General features: G+C 64.5%; 24 protein-coding genes. 13 read left to right on the plus strand and 11 right to left on the minus strand.

All coding sequences use genetic code 11. From position 1 onward, the window contains the following. Positions 1-29: 29 nt before the first annotated feature. Together QUH67_RS08745 and QUH67_RS08750 are read right to left on the minus strand one after the other, a co-directional pair. On the minus strand, positions 30-509 hold the full coding sequence (locus QUH67_RS08745) for a DUF721 domain-containing protein (RefSeq protein ID WP_300946277.1): 480 nt from the start codon (positions 507-509) through the stop codon (positions 30-32). A 32-nt stretch (positions 510-541) separates the two neighbouring features. Beyond that, the gene (locus tag QUH67_RS08750) at positions 542-829 is read right to left on the minus strand and encodes a HigA family addiction module antitoxin (RefSeq protein WP_300946278.1); all 288 of its coding nucleotides are present in this window, start codon (positions 827-829) and stop codon (positions 542-544) included. 250 nt (positions 830-1,079) lie between these two features. Here QUH67_RS08750 and QUH67_RS08755 point away from each other — a divergent pair, with 250 nt between their 5' ends. Genes QUH67_RS08755 through mutY form a run of 4 tightly spaced genes read left to right on the plus strand, consistent with a single transcriptional unit; the run spans position 1,080 to position 5,350 of the window. After that, positions 1,080-1,649, plus strand: a complete 570-nt coding sequence (locus tag QUH67_RS08755; protein ID WP_300946279.1) for an OsmC family protein — start codon at positions 1,080-1,082, stop codon at positions 1,647-1,649. A 21-nt stretch (positions 1,650-1,670) separates the two neighbouring features. Then, on the plus strand, positions 1,671-2,912 hold the full coding sequence (locus QUH67_RS08760; RefSeq protein ID WP_300946280.1) for an NAD(P)-binding domain-containing protein: 1,242 nt from the start codon (positions 1,671-1,673) through the stop codon (positions 2,910-2,912). Positions 2,913-2,924: 12 nt separating this feature from the next. Continuing rightward, a complete protein-coding gene (locus QUH67_RS08765) occupies positions 2,925-4,202 on the plus strand; it encodes an MFS transporter (RefSeq protein ID WP_300946281.1) in 1,278 nt (425 codons plus the stop codon). 56 nt (positions 4,203-4,258) lie between these two features. After that, complete coding sequence (gene mutY, locus QUH67_RS08770) at positions 4,259-5,350, plus strand: A/G-specific adenine glycosylase (RefSeq protein ID WP_300946282.1); 1,092 nt, start codon at positions 4,259-4,261, stop codon at positions 5,348-5,350. Between the two features lie 34 nt (positions 5,351-5,384). Here mutY and QUH67_RS08775 read toward each other — a convergent pair whose 3' ends face one another. Beyond that, complete coding sequence (locus tag QUH67_RS08775) at positions 5,385-6,650, minus strand: flavin-dependent oxidoreductase (protein WP_300946283.1); 1,266 nt, start codon at positions 6,648-6,650, stop codon at positions 5,385-5,387. A gap of 173 nt (positions 6,651-6,823) precedes the next feature. Between QUH67_RS08775 and QUH67_RS08780 the strand changes: the two genes are divergently transcribed. Then, positions 6,824-7,441, plus strand: coding sequence for a glutathione S-transferase family protein (locus tag QUH67_RS08780; protein ID WP_300946284.1), 618 nt, complete (start codon positions 6,824-6,826; stop codon positions 7,439-7,441). A 113-nt stretch (positions 7,442-7,554) separates the two neighbouring features. On the opposite strand, the gene QUH67_RS08785 is transcribed toward QUH67_RS08780, so the two are convergent. Next, positions 7,555-8,475 (minus strand): LysR family transcriptional regulator, encoded by a 921-nt coding sequence (locus QUH67_RS08785; RefSeq protein ID WP_300946285.1) that lies wholly within the window; start codon positions 8,473-8,475, stop codon positions 7,555-7,557. A gap of 87 nt (positions 8,476-8,562) precedes the next feature. Between QUH67_RS08785 and QUH67_RS08790 the strand changes: the two genes are divergently transcribed. Next, entirely contained in the window at positions 8,563-8,994 is a 432-nt protein-coding gene (locus QUH67_RS08790) for a nuclear transport factor 2 family protein (protein ID WP_300946286.1), read from the plus strand. A 130-nt stretch (positions 8,995-9,124) separates the two neighbouring features. On the opposite strand, the gene QUH67_RS08795 is transcribed toward QUH67_RS08790, so the two are convergent. Both QUH67_RS08795 and QUH67_RS08800 read right to left on the minus strand, forming a co-directional pair. Next, positions 9,125-9,817 carry a glutathione S-transferase family protein gene (locus tag QUH67_RS08795; RefSeq protein ID WP_300946287.1) on the minus strand — a complete coding sequence of 231 codons (693 nt, stop codon included), beginning with the start codon at positions 9,815-9,817 and terminating at the stop codon, positions 9,125-9,127. 163 nt (positions 9,818-9,980) lie between these two features. Then, on the minus strand, positions 9,981-10,307 hold the full coding sequence (locus QUH67_RS08800) for a hypothetical protein (RefSeq protein WP_300946288.1): 327 nt from the start codon (positions 10,305-10,307) through the stop codon (positions 9,981-9,983). 184 nt (positions 10,308-10,491) lie between these two features. Between QUH67_RS08800 and QUH67_RS08805 the strand changes: the two genes are divergently transcribed. Further along, positions 10,492-11,268, plus strand: a complete 777-nt coding sequence (locus QUH67_RS08805) for an EF-hand domain-containing protein (RefSeq protein WP_300946289.1) — start codon at positions 10,492-10,494, stop codon at positions 11,266-11,268. 41 nt (positions 11,269-11,309) lie between these two features. Here the strand turns inward: QUH67_RS08805 and QUH67_RS08810 are convergent, their stop codons facing one another. Together QUH67_RS08810 and QUH67_RS08815 are read right to left on the minus strand one after the other, a co-directional pair. Then, positions 11,310-12,689: a hypothetical protein gene (locus tag QUH67_RS08810; RefSeq protein ID WP_300946290.1), complete on the minus strand. Its 1,380-nt coding sequence runs from the start codon at positions 12,687-12,689 to the stop codon at positions 11,310-11,312. Positions 12,690-13,084: 395 nt separating this feature from the next. Next, positions 13,085-14,218 (minus strand): site-specific DNA-methyltransferase, encoded by a 1,134-nt coding sequence (locus QUH67_RS08815; protein ID WP_300946291.1) that lies wholly within the window; start codon positions 14,216-14,218, stop codon positions 13,085-13,087. 256 nt (positions 14,219-14,474) lie between these two features. Here QUH67_RS08815 and ypfJ point away from each other — a divergent pair, with 256 nt between their 5' ends. After that, the gene (ypfJ, locus tag QUH67_RS08820; protein WP_300946292.1) at positions 14,475-15,404 is read left to right on the plus strand and encodes a KPN_02809 family neutral zinc metallopeptidase; all 930 of its coding nucleotides are present in this window, start codon (positions 14,475-14,477) and stop codon (positions 15,402-15,404) included. A 152-nt stretch (positions 15,405-15,556) separates the two neighbouring features. Then, a complete protein-coding gene (moaB, locus tag QUH67_RS08825) occupies positions 15,557-16,120 on the plus strand; it encodes a molybdenum cofactor biosynthesis protein B (protein WP_300946293.1) in 564 nt (187 codons plus the stop codon). A 31-nt stretch (positions 16,121-16,151) separates the two neighbouring features. Here the strand turns inward: moaB and QUH67_RS08830 are convergent, their stop codons facing one another. Together QUH67_RS08830 and QUH67_RS08835 are read right to left on the minus strand one after the other, a co-directional pair. Next, on the minus strand, positions 16,152-17,078 hold the full coding sequence (locus QUH67_RS08830) for a bifunctional helix-turn-helix transcriptional regulator/GNAT family N-acetyltransferase (protein WP_300946294.1): 927 nt from the start codon (positions 17,076-17,078) through the stop codon (positions 16,152-16,154). A gap of 153 nt (positions 17,079-17,231) precedes the next feature. After that, the gene (locus tag QUH67_RS08835) at positions 17,232-17,804 is read right to left on the minus strand and encodes a glycosyltransferase family protein (protein ID WP_300946295.1); all 573 of its coding nucleotides are present in this window, start codon (positions 17,802-17,804) and stop codon (positions 17,232-17,234) included. A 188-nt stretch (positions 17,805-17,992) separates the two neighbouring features. On the opposite strand from QUH67_RS08835, the gene QUH67_RS08840 reads away from it, so the two are divergent. The 3 genes from QUH67_RS08840 to QUH67_RS08850 all read left to right on the plus strand — a co-directional run bounded on the left by QUH67_RS08840 (position 17,993) and on the right by QUH67_RS08850 (position 21,596). Next, a complete protein-coding gene (locus QUH67_RS08840) occupies positions 17,993-19,153 on the plus strand; it encodes a PA0069 family radical SAM protein (protein ID WP_300946296.1) in 1,161 nt (386 codons plus the stop codon). A gap of 84 nt (positions 19,154-19,237) precedes the next feature. Then, entirely contained in the window at positions 19,238-20,008 is a 771-nt protein-coding gene (locus QUH67_RS08845) for a ribonuclease HII (RefSeq protein ID WP_300946297.1), read from the plus strand. A 79-nt stretch (positions 20,009-20,087) separates the two neighbouring features. Next, the gene (locus QUH67_RS08850; RefSeq protein WP_300946298.1) at positions 20,088-21,596 is read left to right on the plus strand and encodes a glycosyltransferase family 39 protein; all 1,509 of its coding nucleotides are present in this window, start codon (positions 20,088-20,090) and stop codon (positions 21,594-21,596) included. 16 nt (positions 21,597-21,612) lie between these two features. Here QUH67_RS08850 and QUH67_RS08855 read toward each other — a convergent pair whose 3' ends face one another. Further along, positions 21,613-22,440 carry a uracil-DNA glycosylase gene (locus QUH67_RS08855; RefSeq protein WP_300947977.1) on the minus strand — a complete coding sequence of 276 codons (828 nt, stop codon included), beginning with the start codon at positions 22,438-22,440 and terminating at the stop codon, positions 21,613-21,615. 134 nt (positions 22,441-22,574) lie between these two features. Between QUH67_RS08855 and QUH67_RS08860 the strand changes: the two genes are divergently transcribed. Continuing rightward, positions 22,575-24,233: an electron transfer flavoprotein-ubiquinone oxidoreductase gene (locus QUH67_RS08860; protein ID WP_300946299.1), complete on the plus strand. Its 1,659-nt coding sequence runs from the start codon at positions 22,575-22,577 to the stop codon at positions 24,231-24,233. Positions 24,234-24,353: the final 120 nt, after the last annotated feature.

Here is a 24,353-nt window from a genome sequence, read left to right on the forward strand (position 1 = left end):
GCTTGCGGCGGGCGTGCGGCGCAAAAGGCTCAATTTCGCTTGATCGCGGCGCCGAGCCGGGCCAGCGCGGCGCGCAGTTCCTCGTCCTCGACCGCCGACAGCGTTTCGGCAACTTTTGCCACGGCCTTGGGGTCCGGCGCGCGGCCGCGCACGGGCGCCTTGCGGCGCGACAACGGCGCCTGCCGCAGCGCCAGCCGCCCGACCGCGCTCCAGCCGAAGAAGCGGTTGACCCGCTGCAAAATGACGTCGGAGGAGTGCTGGATCTCCAGCGCCGCCGGCCCCTCTACCCGCAGGATCAGCGTCGCCGGCTCCTGCGGCTGTCCTTGCACCGGCCGCGGCCATTGCATCTTCAGCGGCTCGGAATGGCGCGCGATCTCGGCCCCCGCGATGTCGGCCCAGCGCGTCACCAACTCGCGCGCTGCAAAGCCCTGCTTGGCGTAGGCCTCGGAGAACACGTCGTTGAGCAGGACGGACAGCGGTTTTGCCGAGATGCGGCCGGGTTTTGCCATGGTATGTCTTATACCCTTAGCTGCGGCCCGGGTCACGCCGCGCGCGGCCGTATCGTCTTCAGGTCCCGGTCGATCTCGCGCCGCCGCTGCATCAAGTCGTAGTCCATTTGCAGGCCCAGGAAGAAGCCCTCGGAAAGACCGAAATAGCGCGCCAGCCGGAGGTCGGTATCGGCCGTGATGTCCCGCTTGCCCAGGACGATTTCGTTGATGCGGCGCGGGGGCACATGAACGGCCCGCGCCAGCCCGTTCTGGCTCAGCCCCATCGGCTTGAGGAACTCCTCGAGCAGGATCTCGCCGGGATGCGGGTTGAATTTGGCCATGGCGTGTTTGTAGCACGTCGCAGTTGATCACAGAAGCCGACTGATGCCATCGCTGCATCTCAAGCTCCTCTGGAGAAATTCTCCACGTCCGTCTGAAGGACTTCTTCAAGCATCTCACCTCGATTTGTCCAATGTCGGCGACATGGCTGTGAACCCACTCACGAGCCTTCGCTCCGCCCGCTGACAGTTTGCCTGCGTGCGAAACATCGAATGACGGCAGCCCGCCGCTGACAACACAGGAGACGGATCCATGACCGCAAACAACTCGACGGCCACGCAGGTCAAGAACGGCGTCAACGTAGAGGCCCTGCTCGGCGCGCGCGAAGCGCTGGAGAAGGCGCCGGAGGCCGCGCAGTTCAAATGGCGCGCCAGTTGCGAATGGTTGAACGGCACGCACAGCCGCTCCACGATCGGAAAATTCTTCGGGCTCGGCGCCGAACAGTCGCGCGACACGACGTTCACCGTCGAGGCGGACCATCCCAAGGTTTTTGCGTCCGAGGACCATGCGCCGACGCCGGTCGAACTGGTTCTGTCCGGCCTGGCGAGCTGCCTGACCGCCGGCGTTGCCGCGATCGCCCAGCGCCGCGGCATCCAGCTTCATTCGGTCAAGGCGACGCTCGAGGCCGACATGGACATTCAAGGCATTCTCGGCATCGACGATGACGTGCGCAACGGTTTTGGCGCCATCCGCGTCCACTTCGACATCCGTGCCGATGCCGACGAAGACGACATCAAGGCGTTGGTGGCGCAATCGCAGAAGCGCTCCGCGGTCTTCGACATCATCACCAATCCGACTGCCGTCTTCGTCACGGTCAACTGATCGCGAGCGGGAGCGAGTGTCGTGAGATCAGCGACCGCGATCATCATCGGTGCCGGCCATTCCGGCCTCGCCATGAGCTGGCATCTGACAGCCCGTTCGATCGACCATGTGGTCCTCGAACGCGGCGAGATCGCCCATTCATGGCGAACGGAGCGGTGGGACTCGCTACGCCTGCTGACGCCGAACTGGCAAAGCCGGCTGCCGGGCCATGGCTATGCCGGCGCGGACCGGGACGGCTTCATGACCATGCCGGAGGTCGTGCACTTCCTGCAGCGCTATGCCGAAGTTTCGCGCGCACCCGTCATACCGGGTGTGCGCGTTACACGGGTGAGGCAGGATGCGGAGGGCTACGAACTCTCGACCAGCCAGGGTGGATGGCGCTGCCGCCAACTGGTGATCGCGAGCGGGGCGTGCAATCTCGCTTCGGTCCCGTCGCTGAGCGCCGGCCTGCCCACCAAAGTGGCCAGCCTGACGCCCATGCAGTACCGGCGTCCCGACCTGTTGCCGGATGGCGGGGTCATGATCGTGGGCGCCTCCGCGAGCGGCGTCCAGCTCGCCCGTGAGATCCAGGCCGCCGGTCGTCGCGTCGTGCTTTCCGTGGGCGAGCATGTCCGGATGCCGCGAACCTATCGTGGCCGGGACATCCAATGGTGGATGGATGCCATCGGTGCGATGGATCTCCGATACGACGCCGCGGAGAACATCGAGAGGGCGCGGCGGCTGCCGTCGCCGCAACTCGTCGGAACGCCCGAGCGCGCGACGGTCGACCTCAACAGCCTGCGTCAGGCCGGCGTCGAACTCGTGGGCCGGCTCGCCGGGCTTCGTGATGGCAAGGCGCAATTCTCCGGCTCGCTGGCCAATGTCTGTGCTCTGGCCGACCTGAAGATGAACCGATTGCTGGCCGCCATCGATGCGTGGGTGACCGCAAGCGGACTCGAACAACGGTTCGCGGCCCCCCATCGCCCCGCACCGACCGTGGTGGGCGCCGGGACGAAGCTGAGCCTGGACCTGATCGCGGAAGGCATCGCCACGGTGATCTGGGCGACCGGTTATCGGCCGGATTATTCCTGGCTCGACGTGCCGGTGCTCGACCGCCACGGACGTATCAGGCACGACGGCGGCGTTGTGGCCGCCCCAGGTCTGTACGTGATGGGCCTGCCGTTCATGCGCCGGCGCAAATCATCCTTCATCGACGGCGCCGCGGGGGACGCCGCGGACCTCGCGGCGCATCTGCACCAGAGCCTTGATCGTGCTGCGGCGTGAAAGGCCAAGGCGATGACGCAAATCATCGGTGCACAGCATAAAGCGGTGCGCGGGATCGGCGCATGGGTGGCCGGTCATCGTGGCACGCTGGTCGTCGTTGCCGCGACCCTTGTCGTCGCCATGGGATTCGGCGGGCTGGGATTGATCACGGTGTTCATGGGGCCGATGGAGGCCGAACTCGGTTGGTCACGGTCGGACACCAGCCTGGCCTATGCCTTCTCCACGGCGGGAATGGCGATCGGGGGCTTGTGGTGGGGACGGCTGTCCGATCGCGTGGACGTGCGGCTGCTGCTCGCGATGGGTGCCGCCGGCATGGTCGGATCGTTGCTGGCGATGTCCGCGCTGCGTTCGCTGCCGCTGTTTTACCTCGCTCACCTGGTCTACGGGGGGCTGGGCTTTTCCGTGCTGTACGCACCTCTGGTGTCGACGAGCGGGGAGTGGTTTCCGGAGCGGCGCGGGCTGGTGATGGGCATCGTCACCGCGGGCGGTGCCGCCGGGCAGGGCCTGTTGCCGTTCTTCGCCAGCCTCGCCATCAAGGCGTTCGGCTGGCGATGGGCGTTTGTCGAAGTCGGCTGCGCGATGCTGGTCGCGCTCGCGCTCACCTTGCCGTGGCTGCGATGGCCGCAGGGGTTTCGGCCGCCCGCAGGCATCGTCGCCGATGCGCCCGCCACGTCGCGGGCCGAAACCACCACGGTGGCGATGCTGGCGGCCGCCGCCTTCTTTTGCTGCATGTGCATGGGCGTGCCGGTGGTGCACCTGGCGGGCTTTGTCAGCGCGGTCTGCGGCTCGGTGAGCGCCGGCGCTACCAGCATGGTCGTCGCGATGATGTCGGGCGCGGTCGGCCGCGTCTTTTTCGGTTCGATTGCCGACCGGATCGGCGCTCTGAAGGCCTATGCTGCCGCATCGTTTGTGCAGACTATCTGCGTGGTGGCCTTTCCGGCGCTCCAGGAAGGATGGTCCCTGATGGCGCTTTCGGCTCTGTTCGGACTGGGTTTTGCCGGCAACATGACGTGCCTGTCGCTGTGCGTGCGCGACGCCGTCCCGGCCAGCCGGTTTGGCGGGGCGATCGGGGTGGTCATGATGGTCGCGTGGGCGGGAATGGCGGCCGGCGGTTATGCCGGTGGCGTGCTCTTCGACCTGTCGCTGAGCTACACGCCGTCGTTTGTGGTGGCAGGCGCGGCCGGTGTGCTGAACCTTGCGGTTCTGGCGGCCCTTCAGCGTTTGAGGGGCGCCGATCGCCGGTCGGCGGAACCCGATGGATACGTCGCAGGAAATGGCCTCGTGCGATAGACGGCGCTCCATCTTCCAGGCTTGGCAATTGCGGTCTTCCAATCCTAAAATGGCGCATGCACTCCATCGTCGCGACACAGAAGCCGGCCGCCGCCGACGGCGCCCCGCGCCCCGCGCTGCTGCTCGACTGGTACGACCGCCATCGCCGAAGCCTGCCGTGGCGGCCGCCGGCGGGCGAGCGGGCCGATCCTTACCGGGTCTGGCTCTCCGAGATCATGCTGCAGCAGACCGGCGTCAAAACGGTCGGGCCGTATTTCCTGAAATTTCTGGCGCGCTGGCCGGATGTCACAGCGCTCGGCCGCGCCTCGCAGGATGACGTGCTGCGGATGTGGGCCGGGCTCGGCTATTATTCGCGGGCGCGCAATCTGCATGCCTGCGCGGTCGCCGTGCTGCGCGACCATGGCGGGGTGTTTCCCGATACCGAGGAAGGCCTGCGCCAACTGCCGGGGATCGGCCCCTACACGGCGGCCGCCATCGGCGCGATCGCGTTCGATCTCAGGACCATGCCGGTCGACGGCAATATCGAGCGCGTGACGTCGCGGCTCTACGCAGTCGAGGAGCCGCTGCCGCAGGCCAAGCCGCGGATCCAGGAACTCGCCGCGACGCTGCTGGGCGAGTCTCGCGCCGGCGACAGTGCGCAGGCCTTGATGGACCTCGGCTCCTCGATCTGCACGCCGAAGAAGCCGGCCTGCGCGCTGTGTCCGCTGAACGAGGACTGCGCGGCGCGGGCACGCGGCGATCAGGAGACGTTTCCGCGCAAGGCGCCGAAAAAGACCGGCGCGCTGCGCCGCGGCGCGGCCTTCATCGTCACGCGCGGCGACGAACTGCTGGTTCGCACGCGCCCCGAAAAGGGCCTGCTTGGCGGCATGACTGAAGTGCCGGGTTCGGACTGGGTTTCGCGACAGGAAGACAAGGCGGCGCTAAGCCAGGCGCCCGTGCTGAAGAACGTAACGCGCTGGCACCGCAAGGCGGGCGTCGTCACCCACGTGTTCACGCATTTTCCGCTCGAACTCGTGGTCTATACGGCAAGCGTGCCTGCGCGCACGCGGGCGCCGGAGGGCATGCGCTGGGTGCCGGTGGCGACGCTGGCCGACGAGGCGCTGCCGAATGTGATGCGCAAGGCGATCGCGCACGGGCTCGGGGAATGAGCTATGGCCCCTGCCGGCCCGCCGCCCGCGGCGCTTACCGCGCGAACTGCACGATCGGCGGCTTGGCGTTGAGCCCTTCGACCTGGAAGCCGGCGACGCGCTTGTAGTTGGTGGCGATGTCTTCCAGCTCCTTGAGCGACAGCACGTCGGTGACGACGTCGTAGCCGTCGGGCGCGCGTTCCTCGACCATCTGCATGACCTGCTCGGGCCCGTTGCGGCGGTTGAGCATCACGAGGTCCGTGGTGGCAGGCCGCCGCTCGGCTTCATAGGCGAGCAGGGCGGCGTTGGTCGCCCCCTTTGCCAAAATTTCGCGGGTGATGACGCGCGCATCCAGAATGGCCTGCGAGGCGCCGTTGGAGCCGATCGGGTACATCGGGTGCGCGGCGTCGCCCATCAGCGTGACGCGGCCGAACGTCCATTGCGGGATCGGATCGCGGTCGACCAGCGGGTATTCGTAGGCGTGCGAACAATTCTCGATCAGGCCGGGCACGTCGAGCCAGTCGAATTTCCAGTCCTTGAACCAGGGCAGGAACTCTTCGAGCTTTGCGGAGCGGTTATAATCCTCGCGCCGCCATTGATAGGTCGGCGGCATGTGCCGCTCGGCCACCCAGTTGATCCTGAACTTGCCGGCGCTGTCGGCCTGTTTGGAAATCGGGTAGCAGACGAATTTCAAGATCTCGTGGCCGGCCATGATCATGGTGCGGCCGGACAGGAAGGCGTCGCTGTCGGTGACGCCGCGCCAGAGAATCCGCCCGTTCCAGATCGGTGGGCCTTCTTTCGGATAGAGCTTTTCGCGCACCGCCGAATGAATGCCGTCGGCCGCGATCAACAGCGCACCGTCGTGGGCGTCTTGCGATTTTCCGGTCGCCTTGTCGATGAATTCGGCGCGCACGCCGTTCTCCGTCTCGCTCCAGCCGGTGAGATGGTGGCTGGTGAGAATGTTCTCGCGTCCCAGCCGTTCGATCGCGGCGTCGAGCAGGATCTGCTGCAGCGTCCCGCGATGGATCGAGAATTGCGGCCATTTGTAGCCAGCCTCGATGCCGCGTGGCTCGCTCCAGATCGGCTTGCCGTGCTTGGAGAAATAGGCGAGTTCCTTGGTGCGGACGCCGTGCGCATCGAGTGCGTCATGCAGGCCGAGCTCGATCAGTTCGCGCACCGCATGCGGCAGCACGTTGATGCCGACGCCGAGCGGCCGCAGCTCGGGCACGCTTTCGAACACCCGGACCGGTACGCCGATCTGGTGCAGGCTGAGGGCCAGCGTCAGCCCGCCGATACCGCCACCCGCGATGAGAACCGTCATGTTACGCCCCTGTTACTTCCCGCGCGTCATGGCACGAGAGGCGGCAAGGGGGCAACTGCGAAGGCGGCGGGAATTGCGTCGGCAGTTGTGCCGGCCTGGTACGCTGCAACGCTGCGGAGATGGACGTCGGACAGACGGGCGGCTAACCTCCGGTTCCCACCGAAAGGATCGCCATGTTCAAGCTTTATTACGCCCCCGGCACGATTGCGCTGGCTTCGCTGATTGCCCTGGAAGAGGCCGGCGCCGCTTACACGGCGGAGCGGCTCGATTTCAAGAACAGCCAGCAGACCACCCCGGAATATCTGGCGATCAATCCGAAGGGGCGGGTGCCGGCGCTGGTGACCGATCGCGGCACCCTGACCGAGACGCCGGCGATCCTCGGCTACATCGCGCAGGGTTTTCCTCAGGCCAGGCTGATGCCGGAAGAACCGTTTGCGGCGGCGCAGGCGCAGTCCTTCAACAGCTATCTCTGCTCCACGGTACACATCAATCATGCGCACAAGATGCGCGGCTATCGCTGGGCGGTCGAGGAGTCCTCGTTCGCCGACATGAAGCGCAAGGTGCCCGAAACGATGGCCGCTTGCTTTGCGCTGATCGAGCGCGAGATGCTGAAGGGGCCGTGGGTGATGGGCGAGCAATACACGATCTGCGATCCCTATCTCTACGCCATCGAGCTCTGGCTCGATGGCGACGGCGTCGATCTCAAGACGCTGCCCAAGGTGGCGGCGCACCACCAGCGGATGTTGGAGCGGCCCGCTGTGCAAAAGGTGCTGGCTGAAGTGAAGCGTTGACATCGCAGAGATTGAGAACCGTAGCCCGCATGAGCGCAGCGATATGCGGGACCGGCGTCCGCGGCATCCCGCATATCGCTGCGCTCATGCGGGCTACATCTCCTTCTCACGCTCTACGATTTTGATTTCCCCCGCTCCATCTCGCGGCCGATGCCGAGCATGATGTTGCGCAGCCAGATCGAGCCCGGGTCCATCTGGGCGCGGGTCGGGTAGAACAGATACTGCTCGTCGACCCCGGGATCGAGCGGCGGCGCGATCGTCGTCAGCGACAATTGTTTCGACAGCGCCGCGATCAGGCGGCGCGGCACGAAGGCGACGAGGTCGGTGCGCGCGGTCACGTGCAGCGCCTCGATATAGCCGGGAACGACCAGCGCGATCCGCCGCTCGATGCCCGCAGGCCGCAGCCACATGTCGATCAAATCCTCGCTCTGTCCGCGGATCACCACCGCGACATGGCGCGCCTCGAGAAAGGCCTCGATCCGTCTCAACCCTGCGCCGGCCGGGTGACCCTGCCGGACCGCCAGCGCATCGCGGTCGGTGTAAAGCCGCTGCCGGTGAAAGCCGGTAAAGGCGTTGCCGATCGAGATCACCATGTCGATGGTGCGGGCGAATTCCGCCGTGAAGATCGCGGGCCCCCGCCACGGCACCACGTCGATCCGGACGTTCGGCGCCAGTCTTGTGATCTTTTCCATCAGCCGCGGCATCAGCAATTCGACCGCGAGATCCGGCATCATCAGCCGAAACTGGCGTTCGCTGCTGGCGGCGTCGAAATCGTCGGGGATGAACAGCGATCGCACCTGGTCGAGCGTTTGCGCCAGCGGCGCGCGCAAGGCCTGCGCCCGCGGTGTCAGCTCCATCCGCGCCCCGGTCCGCACCAGCAGGGGATCGCCGACTAGGTCGCGCAGCCGCTGCAGGGCGTGGCTCGTCGCCGGCTGGGACAGCCCGATCCGCACCGCGGCGCGGCTGACGTTGGCTTCGCGCAGCAGGGCGTCGAGCGCGACCAAGAGGTTGAGATCGAGCGAATTCAAATTCATGCAGTGAATATATATCATATTCACTATCGATTGGAAGAATGACAGGCGGCGCGCGATGGTCCCGGCATCATCACAGGAGAAGCCGCCATGAGCGCAGCCGCGAACAAGAAACTGGTTCAGCAGGTCTATACGGATTCCGCCAACCGCAGCGGGACAACGTTCCTCGACAACCTCGCCGAGGACGCCACCTGGGTCGTCACCGGGCAATATTCCTGGTCGCACGAATTCAAGGGCCGTGACGCCATCAACAACGGCCTGATGGGTCATTTCCGCTCGTTCTTCGCCGCGCGGCCGCGCACCGTGGCGTTCAACTTCATCGCGGAAGGCGACTACGTCGTCGTCGAGGCGCGCGGCGACAATGTCACGAAGTCAGGCGAGCGCTATGACAACCAGTATTGCATGGTCTGGCGGATCGAGGACGGCAGGATCAAGCAGATCAAGGAATATTGCGATTCCGCGCTGGTCGAGCGCGTGCTGGGGAAGTTTCCCGAAGAGCGGAAGATGACGGCGGCGGTTTGAGACGTTCTCAGACAGAAGCCCACATGAGCGAAGCGACATGCGGGGTCGGTGGTCCCGCATGTCGCTCCGCTCATGCGGGCCACGATAAAACGCAAACTTCACCCGCCCCTCAAGGGCGGGTGAAGCAGATTCAGGCCGCCTTGATGCCGAGATGCTTGAACATGTTGCTGCGGGCTTCGTCGTCCATCTCGGCCTTGAATTTGAAATTGTCCTTCAGCGCGATCGCCTTGGCCGCCGCCGGACGGGCCGAAACCTCGTCGACCAGTCGCTTGACGTTGGGATATTTCGCGACCGCTTCCTCGCCCATCACGAACGCGGCCATCCGTGCCCAACCCCACAAGGCCATGTCGACGATGGTGTAGGTGTCGCCCACCATGTATTTGCGGCCGGCGAGGTGGTCGTTGAGCACCGCGTAATGGCGATGCGCCTCGAACTGGTAGCGGTTATGCGCATAGTCGTGATTCTGGTCCTTTGGCGCAAAGTGCTTGAAGTGCACCGCCTGTCCGGAATACGGGCCGATGCCCGTTGCCACGAACATCAGCCAGGACAGCATCTGCGCGCGATTTTGCGGCGTGTTGGCCGGCAGGAACTTGCCGGTCTTTTCGGCGAGGTAGAGCAGGATGGCGTTGCTGTCGAAAACCTTGACGCCGTCATCGTCGATCGCCGGCACCTTGGCGTTCGGATTGACGGCGAGATATTCCGGCTTGAACTGGTCGCCCTTGCGGGTGTCGACGGCGACCGGCTCATAGGCGATGCCGGCTTCCTCGAGGAAGAGGGCGACCTTGGTCGGGTTGGGCGAACCGTTGAAATAGAATTTGAGCATGTCTGGATTTCTCCCCCATGGGCTGCTTGCAGGACAGCTTCGCGCGGCGGGCGGCGTCATTGCCGCCCCATGGAACGTCCATGCTCAAATTTTGCGGGTTGCGCAAGCGACCAGTGTGTGACCGGGCCGGTGTCCGGGTGGCCGAGACCAGCGACGCCGGCTGTTACGACAGCGCCAGCCCGCCGATGCCGGTGACCGCAAGGCCGATTCCAGCGGCGATCATGATAGCCGCAAAACGCCTTTCCGAACGCAGTGCCGTCCGCTGCCCATTGCGTTCTGTTCCCCGGGCATAACCATGGACGATGATCTGCTCGCTGAAGGTGCCGTTGGCGTCGAGAATATCGGTGAGGCCGGCGCTGGCCACCAGAATGCCGAGGATGATCAGTCCGGCCGGACCGAGCAGGCTCAACAGCAGCATGGGAAACAGGCCGATCAGGAAGATCGGGAGCAGCGGCAGCACAATGAACGACTCGGAGCTTCGCGTGCGCATGGCGGTGACCTCAGGGGAACGCGGAGTAGAAGTATGCCTGAAAATCGGGGCGACAAGGCGGAAAAGCCAACCGTGCAACTCGCAGGGCTCCCATGCTGGTTGCCCGCCGAGGTTGCAGAGACAATAGGCACCGCCACATTTTGCGTCAGTTGACCTGCCCCTAATAGGCAGGTGCAGTGCTCAGGTGCGCTCGCTGACCGGCGCGGATGTACGACAGGCGGCGCCCGCAAGGGAAGTCAAGTTGCGATTGCCGCAACTCGGAGGAGCCATGCAGCGAGTCTCGGGCGTCCCTGGGTGGGTCGTCGCAGGAATATTGATGGCGGCATTGAATGTGCCGGTGTCCGCCCCCGGTCAGCAGGCGGCAGCCCGGCCGCCCTTGGCGGTGCCTGGTGCCTTGGCGCCGGATTCGCCGCCACGCGCAAGTTCGACGCTGGAGCGCTATTTCGCGAGTCTGCACCAGGATTTCGTCCAGCTCGACGCCGATCTCGACGGAATGATCACGCAGCGCGATGTCGATCTTCACGTCCTGATGGAGACCGTCGTTTCGCGCACTTTCGCTCTGCAGTTTGTTATGGGCTACGATCTCGATGGAGATGGCGCGGTGACGGAAGACGAAATCCGTCGGGCCATGAAATACCGGCTGAGATCGGCGCCGAACGATCCGGAAGCAAAGATCAGCGATACCGTTCGATCGACGATGGCGCTGGATACCGACGGCGACGGCAAGGTCAGCGCCTCCGAAGCGGGTAAGTTCACATACCCTGATATGAAGAGAGATTTGGGGTTTCCCGAACTGCCAGCGTGTGCGCGCCGAATATTAATGCTGGAATCCCGCACGAAGGGAGAAATCGCATGGAGCGATTACGAGGCCGCGGGCGAAAAACTTTTCCGCAGGATCGACACCGACAAGGACGGCAAGATCTCGCGGAGGGAACTCGACGATTGTCGCGGTGGGCCTTAGCCCGCCGCCATCTCGGAACGGATTTCCGCCGCAGTCGCCGGTCAGGGCGTGGCGCTCTCGTTCCGGACGAATGGCAGCAGTGGAGGCGCCGTTAGAATGGCGCTGGTGTCGAGCCGCATTGTGCCGCCGCTCTTGAAGCCTGCGCCGGACGATCCCTTACATGGTGGCACCGATCTGCGCCTTGCCAATTTGTCGGCTAGGTCGATGTCGCCTTCAGAATCGTAGATGGCGTCGTCCGGCTTTATGCCGAGAATGTCCGCGAAGGCGTCGGAGTGCGCGCGGTGATAGATCCCGCCTCCGGTCCCCGCGAATTGGACGCGGCTGGCTTCGACGCCGGCAATTCCGGTCTGGCTGTCTTCCAGCACGGTCAACCGCTCGATGCAGGATGCCGCGCCGGTGAAGACGAACACGCGCGGATCCTGATTGCGCAGCACGATATCGAGCGCGCCGAAATCTTCGGGGACTCGGATTTCGACCGCCCGCGCCGGCCGGGGCAACAGCACCTTTGTCTCCCGGCCGCCGTTGAAGTCGACAATGAACACCCGTCGCGCCGGATTGTCGGTGCTGCGCCAGATCGGCTTGACATTGTCGGCACAGACTTGAAGCCATTGGCCGGCAAAGCCGAGATTCGCGCATTTGTCCGCCGGGATGGTGCTGTTGGCACAGCCCTCCATCAGCGCCTCGCGGTACCGCAGCAACCGCGTCACCTTTTCACACCAGTGCGTCCCCTTCCTGACAGTCATGTTGGTCGATGTCGCGGGCGTGGACGCCAGGCGTTTCATGGTGGTGCGAAATGCCGGATCGGGCGGGGCGGCTGCGATCAGGTCGAGCGCGCGCCTTGTATCCTCGGGCCGGCCCGTCGTGCTGAGGCCCTCGACCATCTCGCGCAGGGCTTCGATGTTCAGGGCGAATGGCGGTATGATGGCGAGTTCGTCGATGCCAAGGGCAGAGAGGACAAACGCGCCCGGTTCGGGGGCGGCAACGTCCGGGCCGCTCACAACGGCACGCCGCGGGGTTGGCCGCGGAACCAGGGACGGACCGACCAGCCAGTGGAAACGCATTTCAGGAAAGGCGACGAATTCATCGTAGGCGACAAGCTGTTCAGTATCGCCGGCGCGCAGTGCCAGCTCATACGTCCAGACTGCCTCGGTTTTATAATCCTTCCGATTTGTCGTCCACGAATGCGGCGCGACTCCGGCCTGCGTGTACAGGATCAAGCCGTCGCTGGGTGCGCTTTCGACGGGAACGGCGGTCGCGCAACTTCGCCATCCCGTCGGCACGATCATTTCGTCGCGCTCGCTACGGTCTTTCGCACAAGTGTCACGAGGGCCAACTTCCATCCGCCAGATTTTCTGAGGCCGGGAATTCGAACCCTTGACGGCGTAGACGTCGAACAGCCCGGTCTCGGCGAGGAAATACACGAACGGTTCCAGCCGGTTGCCCGGGCTGCGGACGATCAGAACGCGAGGGCGGTCAGCCGCAGTGACTTTCACGCGCGGCCATGATGCAATTTCCGTCGTTCGGTTTGCCACGGTCTGTTTGGTTTGCAGCCATTGGGCGCCATAATAGCCCGGCATCAATAGCCCACCCGCCAGCAGCAACCATCCGGACGGTTCGTTACGGACGAGCTTCCGACATCCGAAAATGAAGGCGACTAGGCTTAGCGCGCAGAGGAGCAGCCAGCGCACCAAGACAAACAAGATCATTTCAAAGGTAATGGGCATGGCGGAGCTAGCCTAACAAACGCCGTTGAAGTTTCACGGCGTGTCCAGGCAATGACGCAACTTAGGGTAAATAAAGTTGCAAGCCGCGGCCTTCAGCCCGCCGCCATCTCCGAACGGATTTCCGCCCGCAATTCGTCGATCAGCTTGAGGCCGTTCTTGGTCTCGACATGCCAGAACGTCCAGCCGTTGCAGGCGGGCGCGCCCTGGGCCACCGCGCCGATGCGGTGGATCGAGCCGACCTTGTCGCCGAGCATGATGGCGCCGTCGGCGCGAACCAGCGCGCCGTGGCGCTTCTTGGAATCGACCAGTTTGGTGCCGGGCGGGATCATGCCGCGCTCGATCAGTTCGGAGAACGCCACGCGGGGCGCTTCGCGCGCGGTCATGAACGGCGCCAGCGTCGCCTCGGGCAGCGGTTCCACCGCGGCGATGCGCGCTTCCGCCGCAGCCGCATAGGTCCTGTCGCGCTCGAAGCCGATGTAGCGGCGGCCGAGACGTTTTGCCACGGCCCCGGTGGTGCCGGTGCCGTTGAAGGGATCGATCACGAGATCGCCGGGTTTCGACGACGACAGCAGCACGCGCGCCAAAAGGCCTTCGGGCTTCTGGGTCGGGTGCACTTTCTTGCCGTCCTCGCCCTTGAGGCGCTCTTCGCCGGTGCAAAGCGGGATCAGCCAGTCGGAACGCGCCTGCACGTCCTCGTTGGCGGCCTTCAGGGCTTCGTAATTGAACGTGTATCCCTTGGCCTTCTCGTCGCGCGCCGCCCAGATCATGGTTTCATGGGCATTGGTGAAGCGGCGGCCGCGGAAATTCGGCATCGGATTGGTCTTGCGCCAGACGATGTCGTTGAGGACCCAGAAGCCGAGGTCCTGCATGATCGAACCGACGCGGAAAATATTGTGGTAGGAGCCGATCACCCACAACGTCGCCGACGGTTTCATGATGCGGCGGCAGGCGAGCAGCCAGGCGCGGGTGAAATCGTCATAGGCGGCGAAGGATGAGAACTTGTCCCAGTCGTTATTGACGGCATCGACATGGGATTCGTCGGGGCGTTTCAGTTCGCCCTTCAGCTGCAGGTTATACGGCGGATCTGCAAACACCAGATCGACCGAACCGGCCGGAAGCTTCGACATCTCGGCGACGCAATCGCCAATGACGATGCGAGCGTTCGACTCGGATTCAAATTTAGTGCGGGGCGCCCTTACGGACGCCCCGCGACGCGACACTACCATGACTCAATTACTCTGACTCAGGCGACGCTGTCGGCGACGCGGGACTAAAACAACCGACTGCCCGTACAGTGAATGGGCAAAGTAAAAATCGACTTAATCGGTAGAGTTGCTGAGAAGAGATTGCCGAGGAAACGTCGAAAGGTGTCCGCTCTAGGCAAATATTGCCGGGCAGGATATTGATTAATGGAATGGAAATTTTACGTGATTGCTGCGTTGGGTATTTGAGCCAACAGCCCGGGGACGAGGACACACCGCCATGCGCTACGATGATTTCCGCCGCAGCGACAGTATCGATGACCGTCGCGACGATAGCGGTGGTGGCGGAGGCGGCGGATTTGGCCTGCCGATGGGTGGCGGCGGGCTCGGCATCGGCACCATCATCGTGCTTGGCCTCGTCGGCTATGCCTTCGGCATCGATCCGCGCATCTTGATCGGCGGCGCCGAAATTCTCACCGGCGGCAACCAGGCGCCGAGCTACCAGACCGATCGCCGCTCGGGGCCGGCCAAGACCGGCGCGCCGAAAGATGAAGTCGGCAGCATGATTGCGGGTATCCTCGGCGAGATCGACGATCGCTGGAGCGAGATCTTTCAGGCAAGCGGCCAGAATTACACCGGGCCGCGCATCGTGCTGTTTCGCAACGCCACCAATGGCGGCCGTTGCGGCATGGCGCAGTCGGCGATGGGGCCGTTCTATTGCCCGCCGGACAAGCAGATCTTTCTCGACACCGCTTTCTTCCGTGAAGTCGAAACGCGCTTCAAGGGGTGTTCGGGCAGTTCCTGCAAGTTCACGACGGCCTACATCATCGCGCATGAGGCGGGGCACCACATCCAGAACTTGCTCGGCATCCTGCCCCGCGTGCAGCGGCTGCAGCAGCAGGCGGGCAGCAAGGCGGAAGCCAATGCGCTGCAGGTCAAGGTCGAGTTGCAGGCTGATTGTCTTTCCGGCGTCTGGGTCAACCGCGAAGAGAAGAAGCGTCCGGGCTTCGTCGAAGAGGGAGACATCGATGCGGCGTTGCGGACGGCGACCGCGATCGGTGACGATACGTTGCAGCGTCAGTCGACGGGCAGGGTGGTGCCGGACAGTTTTACGCACGGCTCTGCGGCACAGCGCAAGCAGTGGTTCATGACCGGCTACAAGCAGGGTACGGTGCAGGCCTGCAACACGTTTGCGCAAGGCGCGCTATAGCTGGGTGGAGAAGTAATGATCGTCATGGCCGGGCAAAAGCGCGAAGCGCGTCTTTTCGCCAGACATTCCGGCTATCCACGTCTTTACTTGAATGAGAGATTGAAGACGTGGATGCCCGGGACAGGCCCGGGCATGACGAGAAGAAGAAAGTCATGTCGTCCATCGATGAATCCAAACAATTCGTGCCGCTGAACATCGCGGTGCTCACCGTCTCCGACACCCGCTCGCTGGCCGATGACAAGTCCGGCACCACGCTGGCGGACCGACTGAGTGCGGCCGGTCACCACCTGGCCGCGCGCGAAATCGTCACCGACGACGTCGAGGCCATCCGCGCCGTCGTCAGGCGCTGGATCGCGGATGAGGGGGTTGATGCCATCATCACCACCGGCGGCACCGGCTTCACCGGACGCGACGTGACGCCGGAGGCGATCGAGCCCCTGTTCGAAAAGCGGATGGACGGATTTTCGATCGCCTTCCACATGCTGAGCCATGCCAAGATCGGCACCTCGACGGTGCAGAGCCGCGCTACCGCAGGTGTCGCGGGCGCGACCTTCATCTTCTGCCTGCCGGGATCCCCGGGCGCCTGCAAGGATGCTTGGGATGGTATCCTCAACGCCCAGCTCGACTACCGCACGCGGCCCTGCAATTTCGTCGAGATCATGCCGCGGCTCGATGAGCATCTGCGGCGGCCTAAAGCCCAAGGCGCCTCAGCCTGACCAGCCGCGCGGCGATCGTGCCGCGCCGGCTTCACAACTCGAGTTCCCAGGTTTCGCCGATCAGGTCCTGGCCAAAACTGCGGTGCGGCTCGGTGGCGACCTGCCGGAAGCCCGCTTTCTGATAGATGCTGCGCGCGGCGAGCAGGATGCTCTGGGTCCACAGCGTGATCTTGCGATAGCCGCAGGCTCTTGCGAACGCGATGCATTCTCCGACCAGCCGGTGGCCGAGCCGCTGGCCGCGTCCGGCCGGGTCGATCAGCAGCAACCGCAGTTTTGCGACGTCGTCGCTGTGCCGCACCAGAAAGATCGAGCCGACCTGCGTCCCGTCGATCTCGGCGATCCAGCAGCGCTCGCGCGACGCGTCGAACGAGGCGAGGAATTTTGCCGTGATCTCGGCAACCAGCCCCTCGAACGAGGAATCGAAACCGTATTCTCGGGCGTAAAGCGCGCCGTGGCTCTGCACCACCCATCCCATGTCGCCGGGGCGCGGCTCGCGCAGCACAGCAGTCCGTGCCACGGCACCGCCATCGAGCAGCCGCCGGATGTCGGCCATGGAATCGATCAGCCGCGCCTTGCCGCCGGGCGGCAGCCCTTCCAGCATCGCCGCGATATGATCATTCGTGCTGCGGTCGAGTTTTGCGAAGGCTTGCCGTCCCTTGGCGGTCAAAGCGAGGCGGTACTGCCGGCGGTCGGTCGGCAGCGGTTCGCGGCTGATGAAGCCGGCTTCATCAAAACCCTGCACGATGCGGCTGAGATAGCCGGCATCGAGCCCCAGTTCGGCACCGATTTCCTTGGCCGAGAGGTTTTCGCGATGGGCGAGTTCGTAGAGGACCCGCGCTTCGCTCAGCGAGAACGGGCCTTCCAGAAGCTGCTGATCGAGCACGCCGAGCCTGCGGGTGTAGAAACGGTTGAAGGCGCGGACGGCCGCGATATCAGGTTTGGGATCTGAATCGGACATGGCGCTTCCTCAATATTTATATTTGCCATTCTCAAAGATATAGTTGCTTTTGGCAAGTATTATCTCATGGAAGGCAATTTGCGAAGCGCGCCAAGGCCTTCGCTACTGTGCATGGGGTTGTTTTCGATGTTTTGGTTGGGGCCTGCGGCGCCCTTAGGCGACGACCATGATCCGGCTGCGCAACTGCGTGCGCGCCGAACGGCCGAGCTGGCGCAGCAGCCGCGTCTCGGAGCGTCGCGAATCCGGCCGGTAGCCGCCGAGCCGTTCATAATGATCGCGGGCGATCAGCAGCCCCTGTTCCGCCGACGGTCCGGCAATCATGCGGGCCACGAACTTGATGCCGTCGCGCAGCCGCGTGTCGGAATAGGGTGAGCGGGCGTAGCGGAAGACGCCGGCGCGCGGCCGGCCGCTGTTCGATACATTCTGGATAAACTGCGTGGTCTCCTCGATCCAGCCATGGTCGAGCACCGCGCCGGCGTGCAGGAACATCAGCCAGGGCGAGCGCGCCGCCCGCGCGCCGGTGGCCAGCGCCGCGGCGCGTGTGCCGTCGAAGGCCAGGAAGCGGCAGCCGGCGACGTCGGCCACGCGTTCGATCACGCCATTGCCGGCCCGGTCCACCAACAGCACCTCGCGGATGATCCCGGCTGCCGCTCCCGGCACCAGCGCCGCCAGCGTCGCGACCGCGGGCTGCTCGACACCTTCGGTTGGAATGATCACGCTCAACATGAATAAGGCTTCGGTGGCTCAAAGGATGTAAAACGCTGCACCGTTATCACCTTGTCACATTTAAAGCAGCGGTCGCGCCTGCGGTTTTTTGCGGCACATGATGAAAGCACCGTTCTGACCATTGCGCGCCGTGCGCCAGTTGCCGAAGATGTTCTTGATTTGTTCCTTTGGCGTGCTATGTTGGCTTCATGAGCCGAGCATCCTCCCATGCCCTCAAGCCCCCGCCGGTCACGGCGCCCTCCGAACCGGCGGGGGCGACACCTTTTCCCGAACTTGCCGTCGCCATTGAAGGCAAACGAAAGCGCGGCCGCGGCGCGCAATCCAACGCCAGCGGCCGGTTCGAGGCCGAGGCGCGGGTCGCCTTCGACGACGGCTGGCAGAGCCTGGACGACCTGCCGCCGTTCAAAACCACCGTGTCGCTCGACACCTCGCGCAAGGTCATCACCCGCAACGACTCGCCCGACATCGGCTTCGATCGTTCGATCAATCCCTATCGCGGCTGTGAGCACGGTTGCGTCTACTGTTTCGCGCGGCCGACGCACGCGTTTCTCGGATTGTCGCCCGGGCTCGATTTTGAAACCAAGCTGCAGATCAAGCCGGACGCGCCGGAACTGCTGGAGAAGGAACTGGCCGCCTCCGGCTACGAGCCGCGGATGATCGCGATCGGCACCAACACCGATCCCTACCAGCCGATCGAGCGCGAGCACAAAATCATGCGGGGGATTCTCGAGGTGCTGGAGCGGGCCGGCCATCCGGTCGGCATTGTCACCAAATCGGCGCTGGTGACCCGCGACATCGATATCCTGGCGCGGATGGCAAAGCGGAATCTGGCCAAGGTCGCCATCTCAGTGACGACGCTCGATCCCAAGCTCGCACGCACCATGGAGCCGCGCGCCTCGACGCCGTCCAAGCGGCTGGAGGCGTTGAAGCAGTTGTCGGAAGCCGGAATTCCCGCGACGGTCATGGTCGCGCCGGTGATTCCCGCGCTGAACGATTCCGAGATCGAGCGCATCCTCGATGCCGCCGCCCATGCTGGCGTCAAGGAGGCCAGCTATGTGCTGCTGCGGCTGCCGCTGGAAGTGCGCGACCTGTTTCGCGAGTGGCTGATGGCGAACTATCCCGACCGCTACCGCCACGTCTTCACCCTGATCCGCGACATGCGCGGTGGTCGCGACTACGATTCGCAATGGGGCACGCGCATGAAGGGCACCGGCCCGATGGCCTGGATGATCGGCCGCCGATTCGAGATCGCCTGCGAAAGGCTCGGTCTCAATAAGCGCCGCCTGAAGCTGACGACCGATCATTTCGTCAAGCCGAAGCGCAGCGGACAGCAACTGAGTTTGTTTTAGGGCCGAGCGCCGCCGGATTGAATAGCGGGAATTGCGACAGGTTTCCGGTTGCGCCCGGCCGCGCGCTTTCGCACGATCCCGCCCATGATTCGGGACAAGTCCGCCAACAAGAAAGCCGGCAAGGCGCCGGCCAGGCCGCCCAAGGGCATCATCGCGGTTGCGCCGCCGAGCTTTCGTCGCGAGCGGGCGCTGATCAAGCGCGGCGTATGGCCGGTGGCCGGTTGCGACGAGGCCGGGCGCGGTCCGTTGGCGGGTCCGGTGGTGGCCGCCGCCGTCGTGCTCGATCCAAAACGGATCCCGAAAGGCATCGACGATTCCAAGCGGCTGACGGCCGAGCGCCGCGAGGAATTGTTCGAGGAGATCTGCGCGACGTCGTCCTTTGCGGTCGCCTTTGCCTCGCCGGCGCGGATCGATCGCGACAATATTCTGCGTGCTTCGCTGTGGGCGCTGGCGCGCGCGGTTCGCGCGTTGCCTGAGATGCCGCAGCATGTCTTCGTCGACGGCCGCGACAAGATCGACGCGCCCTGCGACTGCGATGCCGTGATCGGCGGCGACGGCATCGTGATGTCGATTGCGGCGGCCTCGATCATCGCAAAAGTGACGCGCGACCGCTTGATGAGCGCGTTGGCGCTGGATTGCCCGGGCTACGGTTTTGAAAGCCACAAGGGCTACGCCGTTCCGGAACATCGCGAGGCGCTGGACCGCCTGGGTCCGAGCATGTACCACCGCCGGTTTTTCGCGCCGGTCGTGGCGGCGCGGCGAAAGCATTATCCCGAGACGGTGGCAGAGACGGTCGAACCCGATCTCTTTACCGTCGATAGCGAAATCAATTCAGGCATTCCGGCCACAATCTGAGGCGGTTGCCTCGGCGGCGCGTGCGCTCTATCAAACGTCGTTGGGGACAGGGCTGCTCGGCCCGGCATTCGGACGTTTCATGCGCTTCACCTCGCTGGTTGTCGAACTGATCCGCGCGCGGCCGCGGTTGGTGGTCTGGATTGTCGTGCTGATCCAGGCCGCGTTGTGGCTGGTCCTGCCGATGCTGCTCTACCGCAGCCCGCCCGGCGACGTGGCGACCGTGCTGGCCTACGGCCGGGAGTATCAGGTCGGCACCTGGTTCGGTCCACCGCTAGCGTACTGGCTTGCCGACATCGCCTTCCGCTCCGCCGGCAACACCATGTTCGGCGTCTATCTGCTGGCGCAGGTCTGCGCGGTGGCCACCTTCTGGATCTATTATCAACTGGCGCGCGCGATCGTCGGCGGGCAGCAGGCGGTGCTGGCCGTGCTGCTCTCGATGACGGTGGTGGCGTTCAGTTCGCCCGGCGTCGAGTTCGGCCCGCTGGTGCTGGCGCGCCCGCTTTGGGCGCTGCTGTTGCTGCATTCCTGGCAATTGATCGGACAGCATCGCCGCAACGCGTGGTTCGCCTGGTCGATCGAGGCGGGGCTGTTGCTGCTGACGACATCGGCGGCGCCGCTGTTGCTGCTGCTGCTCGCCGGATTTGCTGCCGCCACAGAGCGCGGACGCCGCGTGCTGACGTCGCTCGATCCGTTATATGCGTTGCTCGTGATCGTCGTTCTGGTGCTGCCCTATCTGATCTGGCTCATCCGCGCCGACGCGTTCGCGATGCCGGCATGGCCCGCGATATCCGATCTCGGCGCGCGCGCCACGCAATGGGGCTGGCTGCTGGGCGGTCTCGTGCTGGCGGCATCCGCCATCCTGCTGCTGGCGCTGCTCAACGCCGGCTGGTTCGCTCGCAGCGCTTCGGACGCGCCGATCATCTACCGCCCGCCGGTCGATCCGCTGGCGCGCGACTTCGTCTATTTCTTCGCGCTGGTTCCAGCTGTACTCGGAAGTCTCATCTCGGGCATTTTCAACTTCGACCGCATCGTGGGCGGGGCGGGCGTCGCCTTGCTGATGACGGGACTGGCCGTGGTGGTCGCGACCGGCGACCTGATCTATCTGCGGCGTCAGCGCCTGCTCAGGACGGTATGGGCGGCGGCAGTGGTCGCGCCTGCGGTGGTGACCGTTGCGGCGATCGTGTTCCTGCCCTGGACCGGATCGAACGAAGTGGCCACTTCGCTGCCGGCGAAATCGATCGCGCAATTCTTCGGCGAGAGCTACGAGCGCCGCACCAATCAGCGGCTGCGCGCGGTGGCCGGCGATCCGCAACTGGCAAGTTTCGTCGCGATGAGCCGCGGGCGACCGCATCTGTTGCTCGACGCCACCCCGGAACGGACGCCGTGGCTGTCGGTCGCGAAATTCAACGAGACCGGCGGCGTGGTGGTTTGGCGCGCCTCCGACACATCTGGCGCGCCGCCGCCCGAAATCGTGCAGCGCTTCCCGGGCCTCGTGCCGGAAGTGCCGCGCGCCTTCGAGTGGCTGATCAACGGCCGCCAGCCGCTGCTGCGCATCGGCTGGGCCATCGTGCGGCCGAAGGCGCCTTAGCCGAATTTCGAGGTTGCTACGAAGCCGTCTGCTCCAGCGCCTTCGCGATCGCGCGCAGGTCCTGCCACGTCATCCGCTTGTACGATGGCGACCGCAGCAGATACGCCGGATGGAACGTCGCGATGGCGCGAATGGTGCGGGTGCCGGTGTCGTAGTCGAACCATTTGCCGCGCGTCTTCATGATGCCGTCGCGGGTCGACAGCAGGGTTTGGGTCGAGGGATTGCCGAGCGTCACCAGCACGTCCGGATTCACGAGTTCGATCTGCCGCTGGATGAACGGCAGGCAGATCTGCGTCTCCTGCGGCGTCGGCGTGCGGTTGCCGGGCGGCCGCCACGGAATCACGTTGGCGATGTAGGCTTTGCTGCGGTCGAGGCCGATGGCGGCGATCATGCGGTCGAGCAGCTTGCCGGAACGTCCGACAAAGGGCAGCCCCTCGATGTCCTCGTCGCGCCCCGGCGCTTCGCCGACGAACATGATGCGGGCCTGTGGATTGCCGTCGGAAAACACAAGACGCGTCGCCGTGTTCTTCAGCGCGCAACCATCGAATTGTTCCAGCAGCGCGCGCAGTTCTTCCAGTGTCGGCGCCGTTCGCGCCGCCTCACGCGCCATCGCGATGGCGGCTTCCGGCGGCGGCGCTATTTCGCTCCGCGGAACTGCCGGCGCCGCGGTGGGAGCTTCCCGCAGCTGGCGGGGTGGCGCCGTGTCGCGGACCGGAGCGGGGATTGCCGGAGCATCGGGTTCGCTCAGCCGATCGGCCGGCTCTTCGGCCAATGCGCAATCGACCCCGGCCTCCAGATAAAAAGCCAGTAATTGCCTGACATTAGGTGCGGGCTCGCCGATCAAATCCATTATGCCAATCTAATATGGATCGCGCCGGCTTGAAACGGTCGCGCATCGCATTTCCATGGTTGTCCTCTCGCTAAAAATCGGAAACAACGAGCCTTTAGAGCCGTTCTCAATCGGGCTGAGATCACATCATGAGTGCAGAAGAACTTCCTCCCCGCGAATCCATGGAATTCGATGTCGTGATCGTCGGCGCCGGGCCGTCCGGCCTGGCTGCGGCGATCCGGCTGAAGCAGCTCAATGCCGATCTCAGCATCGTCGTGGTGGAGAAGGGTTCCGAGGTCGGCGCGCATATTCTTTCGGGCGCGGTGATCGATCCGGTTTCGCTCGACCAGTTGATCCCGGATTGGCGTGACGACGCCGATTGCCCGCTGAAGACCCAGGTCAAGGATGACCGCTTCTACTGGACCACGGCGACCAGCGCGATCCGGCTGCCGAACTTCGCGATGCCGCCGCTGATGGACAACCATCATTGCTATATCGGCTCGCTTGGCGATGTCTGCCGCTGGCTGGGGCCGAAGGCAGAGGCGCTCGGCGTCGAAATCTACCCGGGTTTTGCCGCCGCTGAAGTGCTGTACGACGACAGCGGTGCGGTCCGCGGCATCGCGACCGGCGACATGGGCGTCGGCAGGGACGGCAAGCCGAAGGATTCCTTCACCCGTGGCATGGAACTGCTCGGCAAATACACGCTGTTCGCCGAAGGCGCGCGCGGCAGCCTGAGCAAGCAGCTGATCGCGAAATACTCCCTCGATGCCAAGAGTGAGCCATCAAAGTTCGGCATCGGCCTGAAGGAAGTGTGGGAGATCGATCCCGCCAAGCACCAGAAGGGCCTGATCCAGCATTCGTTCGGGTGGCCGCTGAACAATTCGACCGGCGGCGGCTCGTTCCTCTACCATTACGACGACAACAAGGTAGCGGTCGGTTTCGTCGTGCATCTCAACTACGACGATCCGTACCTGTCGCCGTTCGATGAATTCCAGCGCTTCAAGACCCATCCGTCCATTCGCACCGTGTTCGAAGGCGGCAAGCGGATTTCCTATGGCGCGCGCGCGATTACCGAGGGCGGCTATCAGTCGGTGCCGCGCCTGAGTTTCCCGGGCGGCGCGCTGATCGGCTGCGCGGCGGGTTTCGTCAACGTGCCGCGCATCAAGGGCGTGCACAACGCGATGGGCAGCGGCATGCTGGCGGCCGAACATGTCGCGACCGCGCTCGGCGCCGGCCGCGCCAATGACGAACTGAGCGAATACGAGGACGCCTGGCGGGATTCCGCCGTGGGCAAAGACCTGCATCGGGTCCGCAACGTCAAGCCGCTGTGGTCGAAGTTCGGCACCATCATCGGCGTGGCGCTCGGCGGCTTCGACATGTGGTGCAATACGCTAGGTTTCTCGCTGTTCGGTACGCAGTCCCACGCCAAGCCCGACCGCAAGACGCTTGATGCGGCAAAGACGCACACGCCGATCGCCTATCCCAAGCCGGACGGCAAGCTGACCTTCGACAAGCTGTCCTCGGTGTTCCTCTCCAACACCAACCATGAGGAGGACCAGCCGATCCATCTCAAGGTCGCCGATATGAACCTGCAGAAGACGTCCGAGCACGACGTCTATGCCGGCCCGTCCAACCGCTATTGCCCGGCCGGCGTCTATGAATGGGTCGAGGAAGCCACAGGCCCGCGCTTCCAGATCAACGCCCAGAACTGCGTCCACTGCAAGACCTGCGACGTGAAGGACCCGAACGGCAATATCACCTGGGTTCCACCGGAGGGCGGCGGCGGCCCCAACTATCAGGGGATGTGAGAGGCGGCCGGATTGACCACGATTGCGTGAGGTGGAGGAGGGCGATACCTCCTCTGGCCACGATACGGCCATAGTAAAAGCGTTTCCGGGTTGTGCTGGCTAAATCGGAGCCCCCAAGGG

The sequence above is a fragment of the Bradyrhizobium roseum genome (assembly GCF_030413175.1).
GTDB classification, from domain to species: Bacteria; Pseudomonadota; Alphaproteobacteria; order Rhizobiales; family Xanthobacteraceae; genus Bradyrhizobium; species Bradyrhizobium roseum.

Bases quoted from the DNA above. Each gene is read 5' to 3' on its own strand.
- QUH67_RS08745 (WP_300946277.1), bottom strand. From the start codon at position 509: ATGGCAAAACCCGGCCGCATCTCGGCAAAACCGCTGTCCGTCCTGCTC.
- QUH67_RS08750 (WP_300946278.1), bottom strand. From the start codon at position 829: ATGGCCAAATTCAACCCGCATCCCGGCGAGATCCTGCTCGAGGAGTTC.
- QUH67_RS08755 (WP_300946279.1), top strand. From the start codon at position 1,080: ATGACCGCAAACAACTCGACGGCCACGCAGGTCAAGAACGGCGTCAAC.
- QUH67_RS08765 (WP_300946281.1), top strand. From the start codon at position 2,925: ATGACGCAAATCATCGGTGCACAGCATAAAGCGGTGCGCGGGATCGGC.
- mutY (WP_300946282.1), top strand. From the start codon at position 4,259: ATGCACTCCATCGTCGCGACACAGAAGCCGGCCGCCGCCGACGGCGCC.
- QUH67_RS08775 (WP_300946283.1), bottom strand. From the start codon at position 6,650: ATGACGGTTCTCATCGCGGGTGGCGGTATCGGCGGGCTGACGCTGGCC.
- QUH67_RS08780 (WP_300946284.1), top strand. From the start codon at position 6,824: ATGTTCAAGCTTTATTACGCCCCCGGCACGATTGCGCTGGCTTCGCTG.
- QUH67_RS08785 (WP_300946285.1), bottom strand. From the start codon at position 8,475: ATGAATTTGAATTCGCTCGATCTCAACCTCTTGGTCGCGCTCGACGCC.
- QUH67_RS08790 (WP_300946286.1), top strand. From the start codon at position 8,563: ATGAGCGCAGCCGCGAACAAGAAACTGGTTCAGCAGGTCTATACGGAT.
- QUH67_RS08795 (WP_300946287.1), bottom strand. From the start codon at position 9,817: ATGCTCAAATTCTATTTCAACGGTTCGCCCAACCCGACCAAGGTCGCC.
- QUH67_RS08800 (WP_300946288.1), bottom strand. From the start codon at position 10,307: ATGCGCACGCGAAGCTCCGAGTCGTTCATTGTGCTGCCGCTGCTCCCG.
- QUH67_RS08815 (WP_300946291.1), bottom strand. From the start codon at position 14,218: ATGGTAGTGTCGCGTCGCGGGGCGTCCGTAAGGGCGCCCCGCACTAAA.
- ypfJ (WP_300946292.1), top strand. From the start codon at position 14,475: ATGCGCTACGATGATTTCCGCCGCAGCGACAGTATCGATGACCGTCGC.
- moaB (WP_300946293.1), top strand. From the start codon at position 15,557: ATGTCGTCCATCGATGAATCCAAACAATTCGTGCCGCTGAACATCGCG.
- QUH67_RS08830 (WP_300946294.1), bottom strand. From the start codon at position 17,078: ATGTCCGATTCAGATCCCAAACCTGATATCGCGGCCGTCCGCGCCTTC.
- QUH67_RS08835 (WP_300946295.1), bottom strand. From the start codon at position 17,804: ATGTTGAGCGTGATCATTCCAACCGAAGGTGTCGAGCAGCCCGCGGTC.
- QUH67_RS08840 (WP_300946296.1), top strand. From the start codon at position 17,993: ATGAGCCGAGCATCCTCCCATGCCCTCAAGCCCCCGCCGGTCACGGCG.
- QUH67_RS08845 (WP_300946297.1), top strand. From the start codon at position 19,238: ATGATTCGGGACAAGTCCGCCAACAAGAAAGCCGGCAAGGCGCCGGCC.
- QUH67_RS08850 (WP_300946298.1), top strand. From the start codon at position 20,088: ATGCGCTTCACCTCGCTGGTTGTCGAACTGATCCGCGCGCGGCCGCGG.
- QUH67_RS08860 (WP_300946299.1), top strand. From the start codon at position 22,575: ATGAGTGCAGAAGAACTTCCTCCCCGCGAATCCATGGAATTCGATGTC.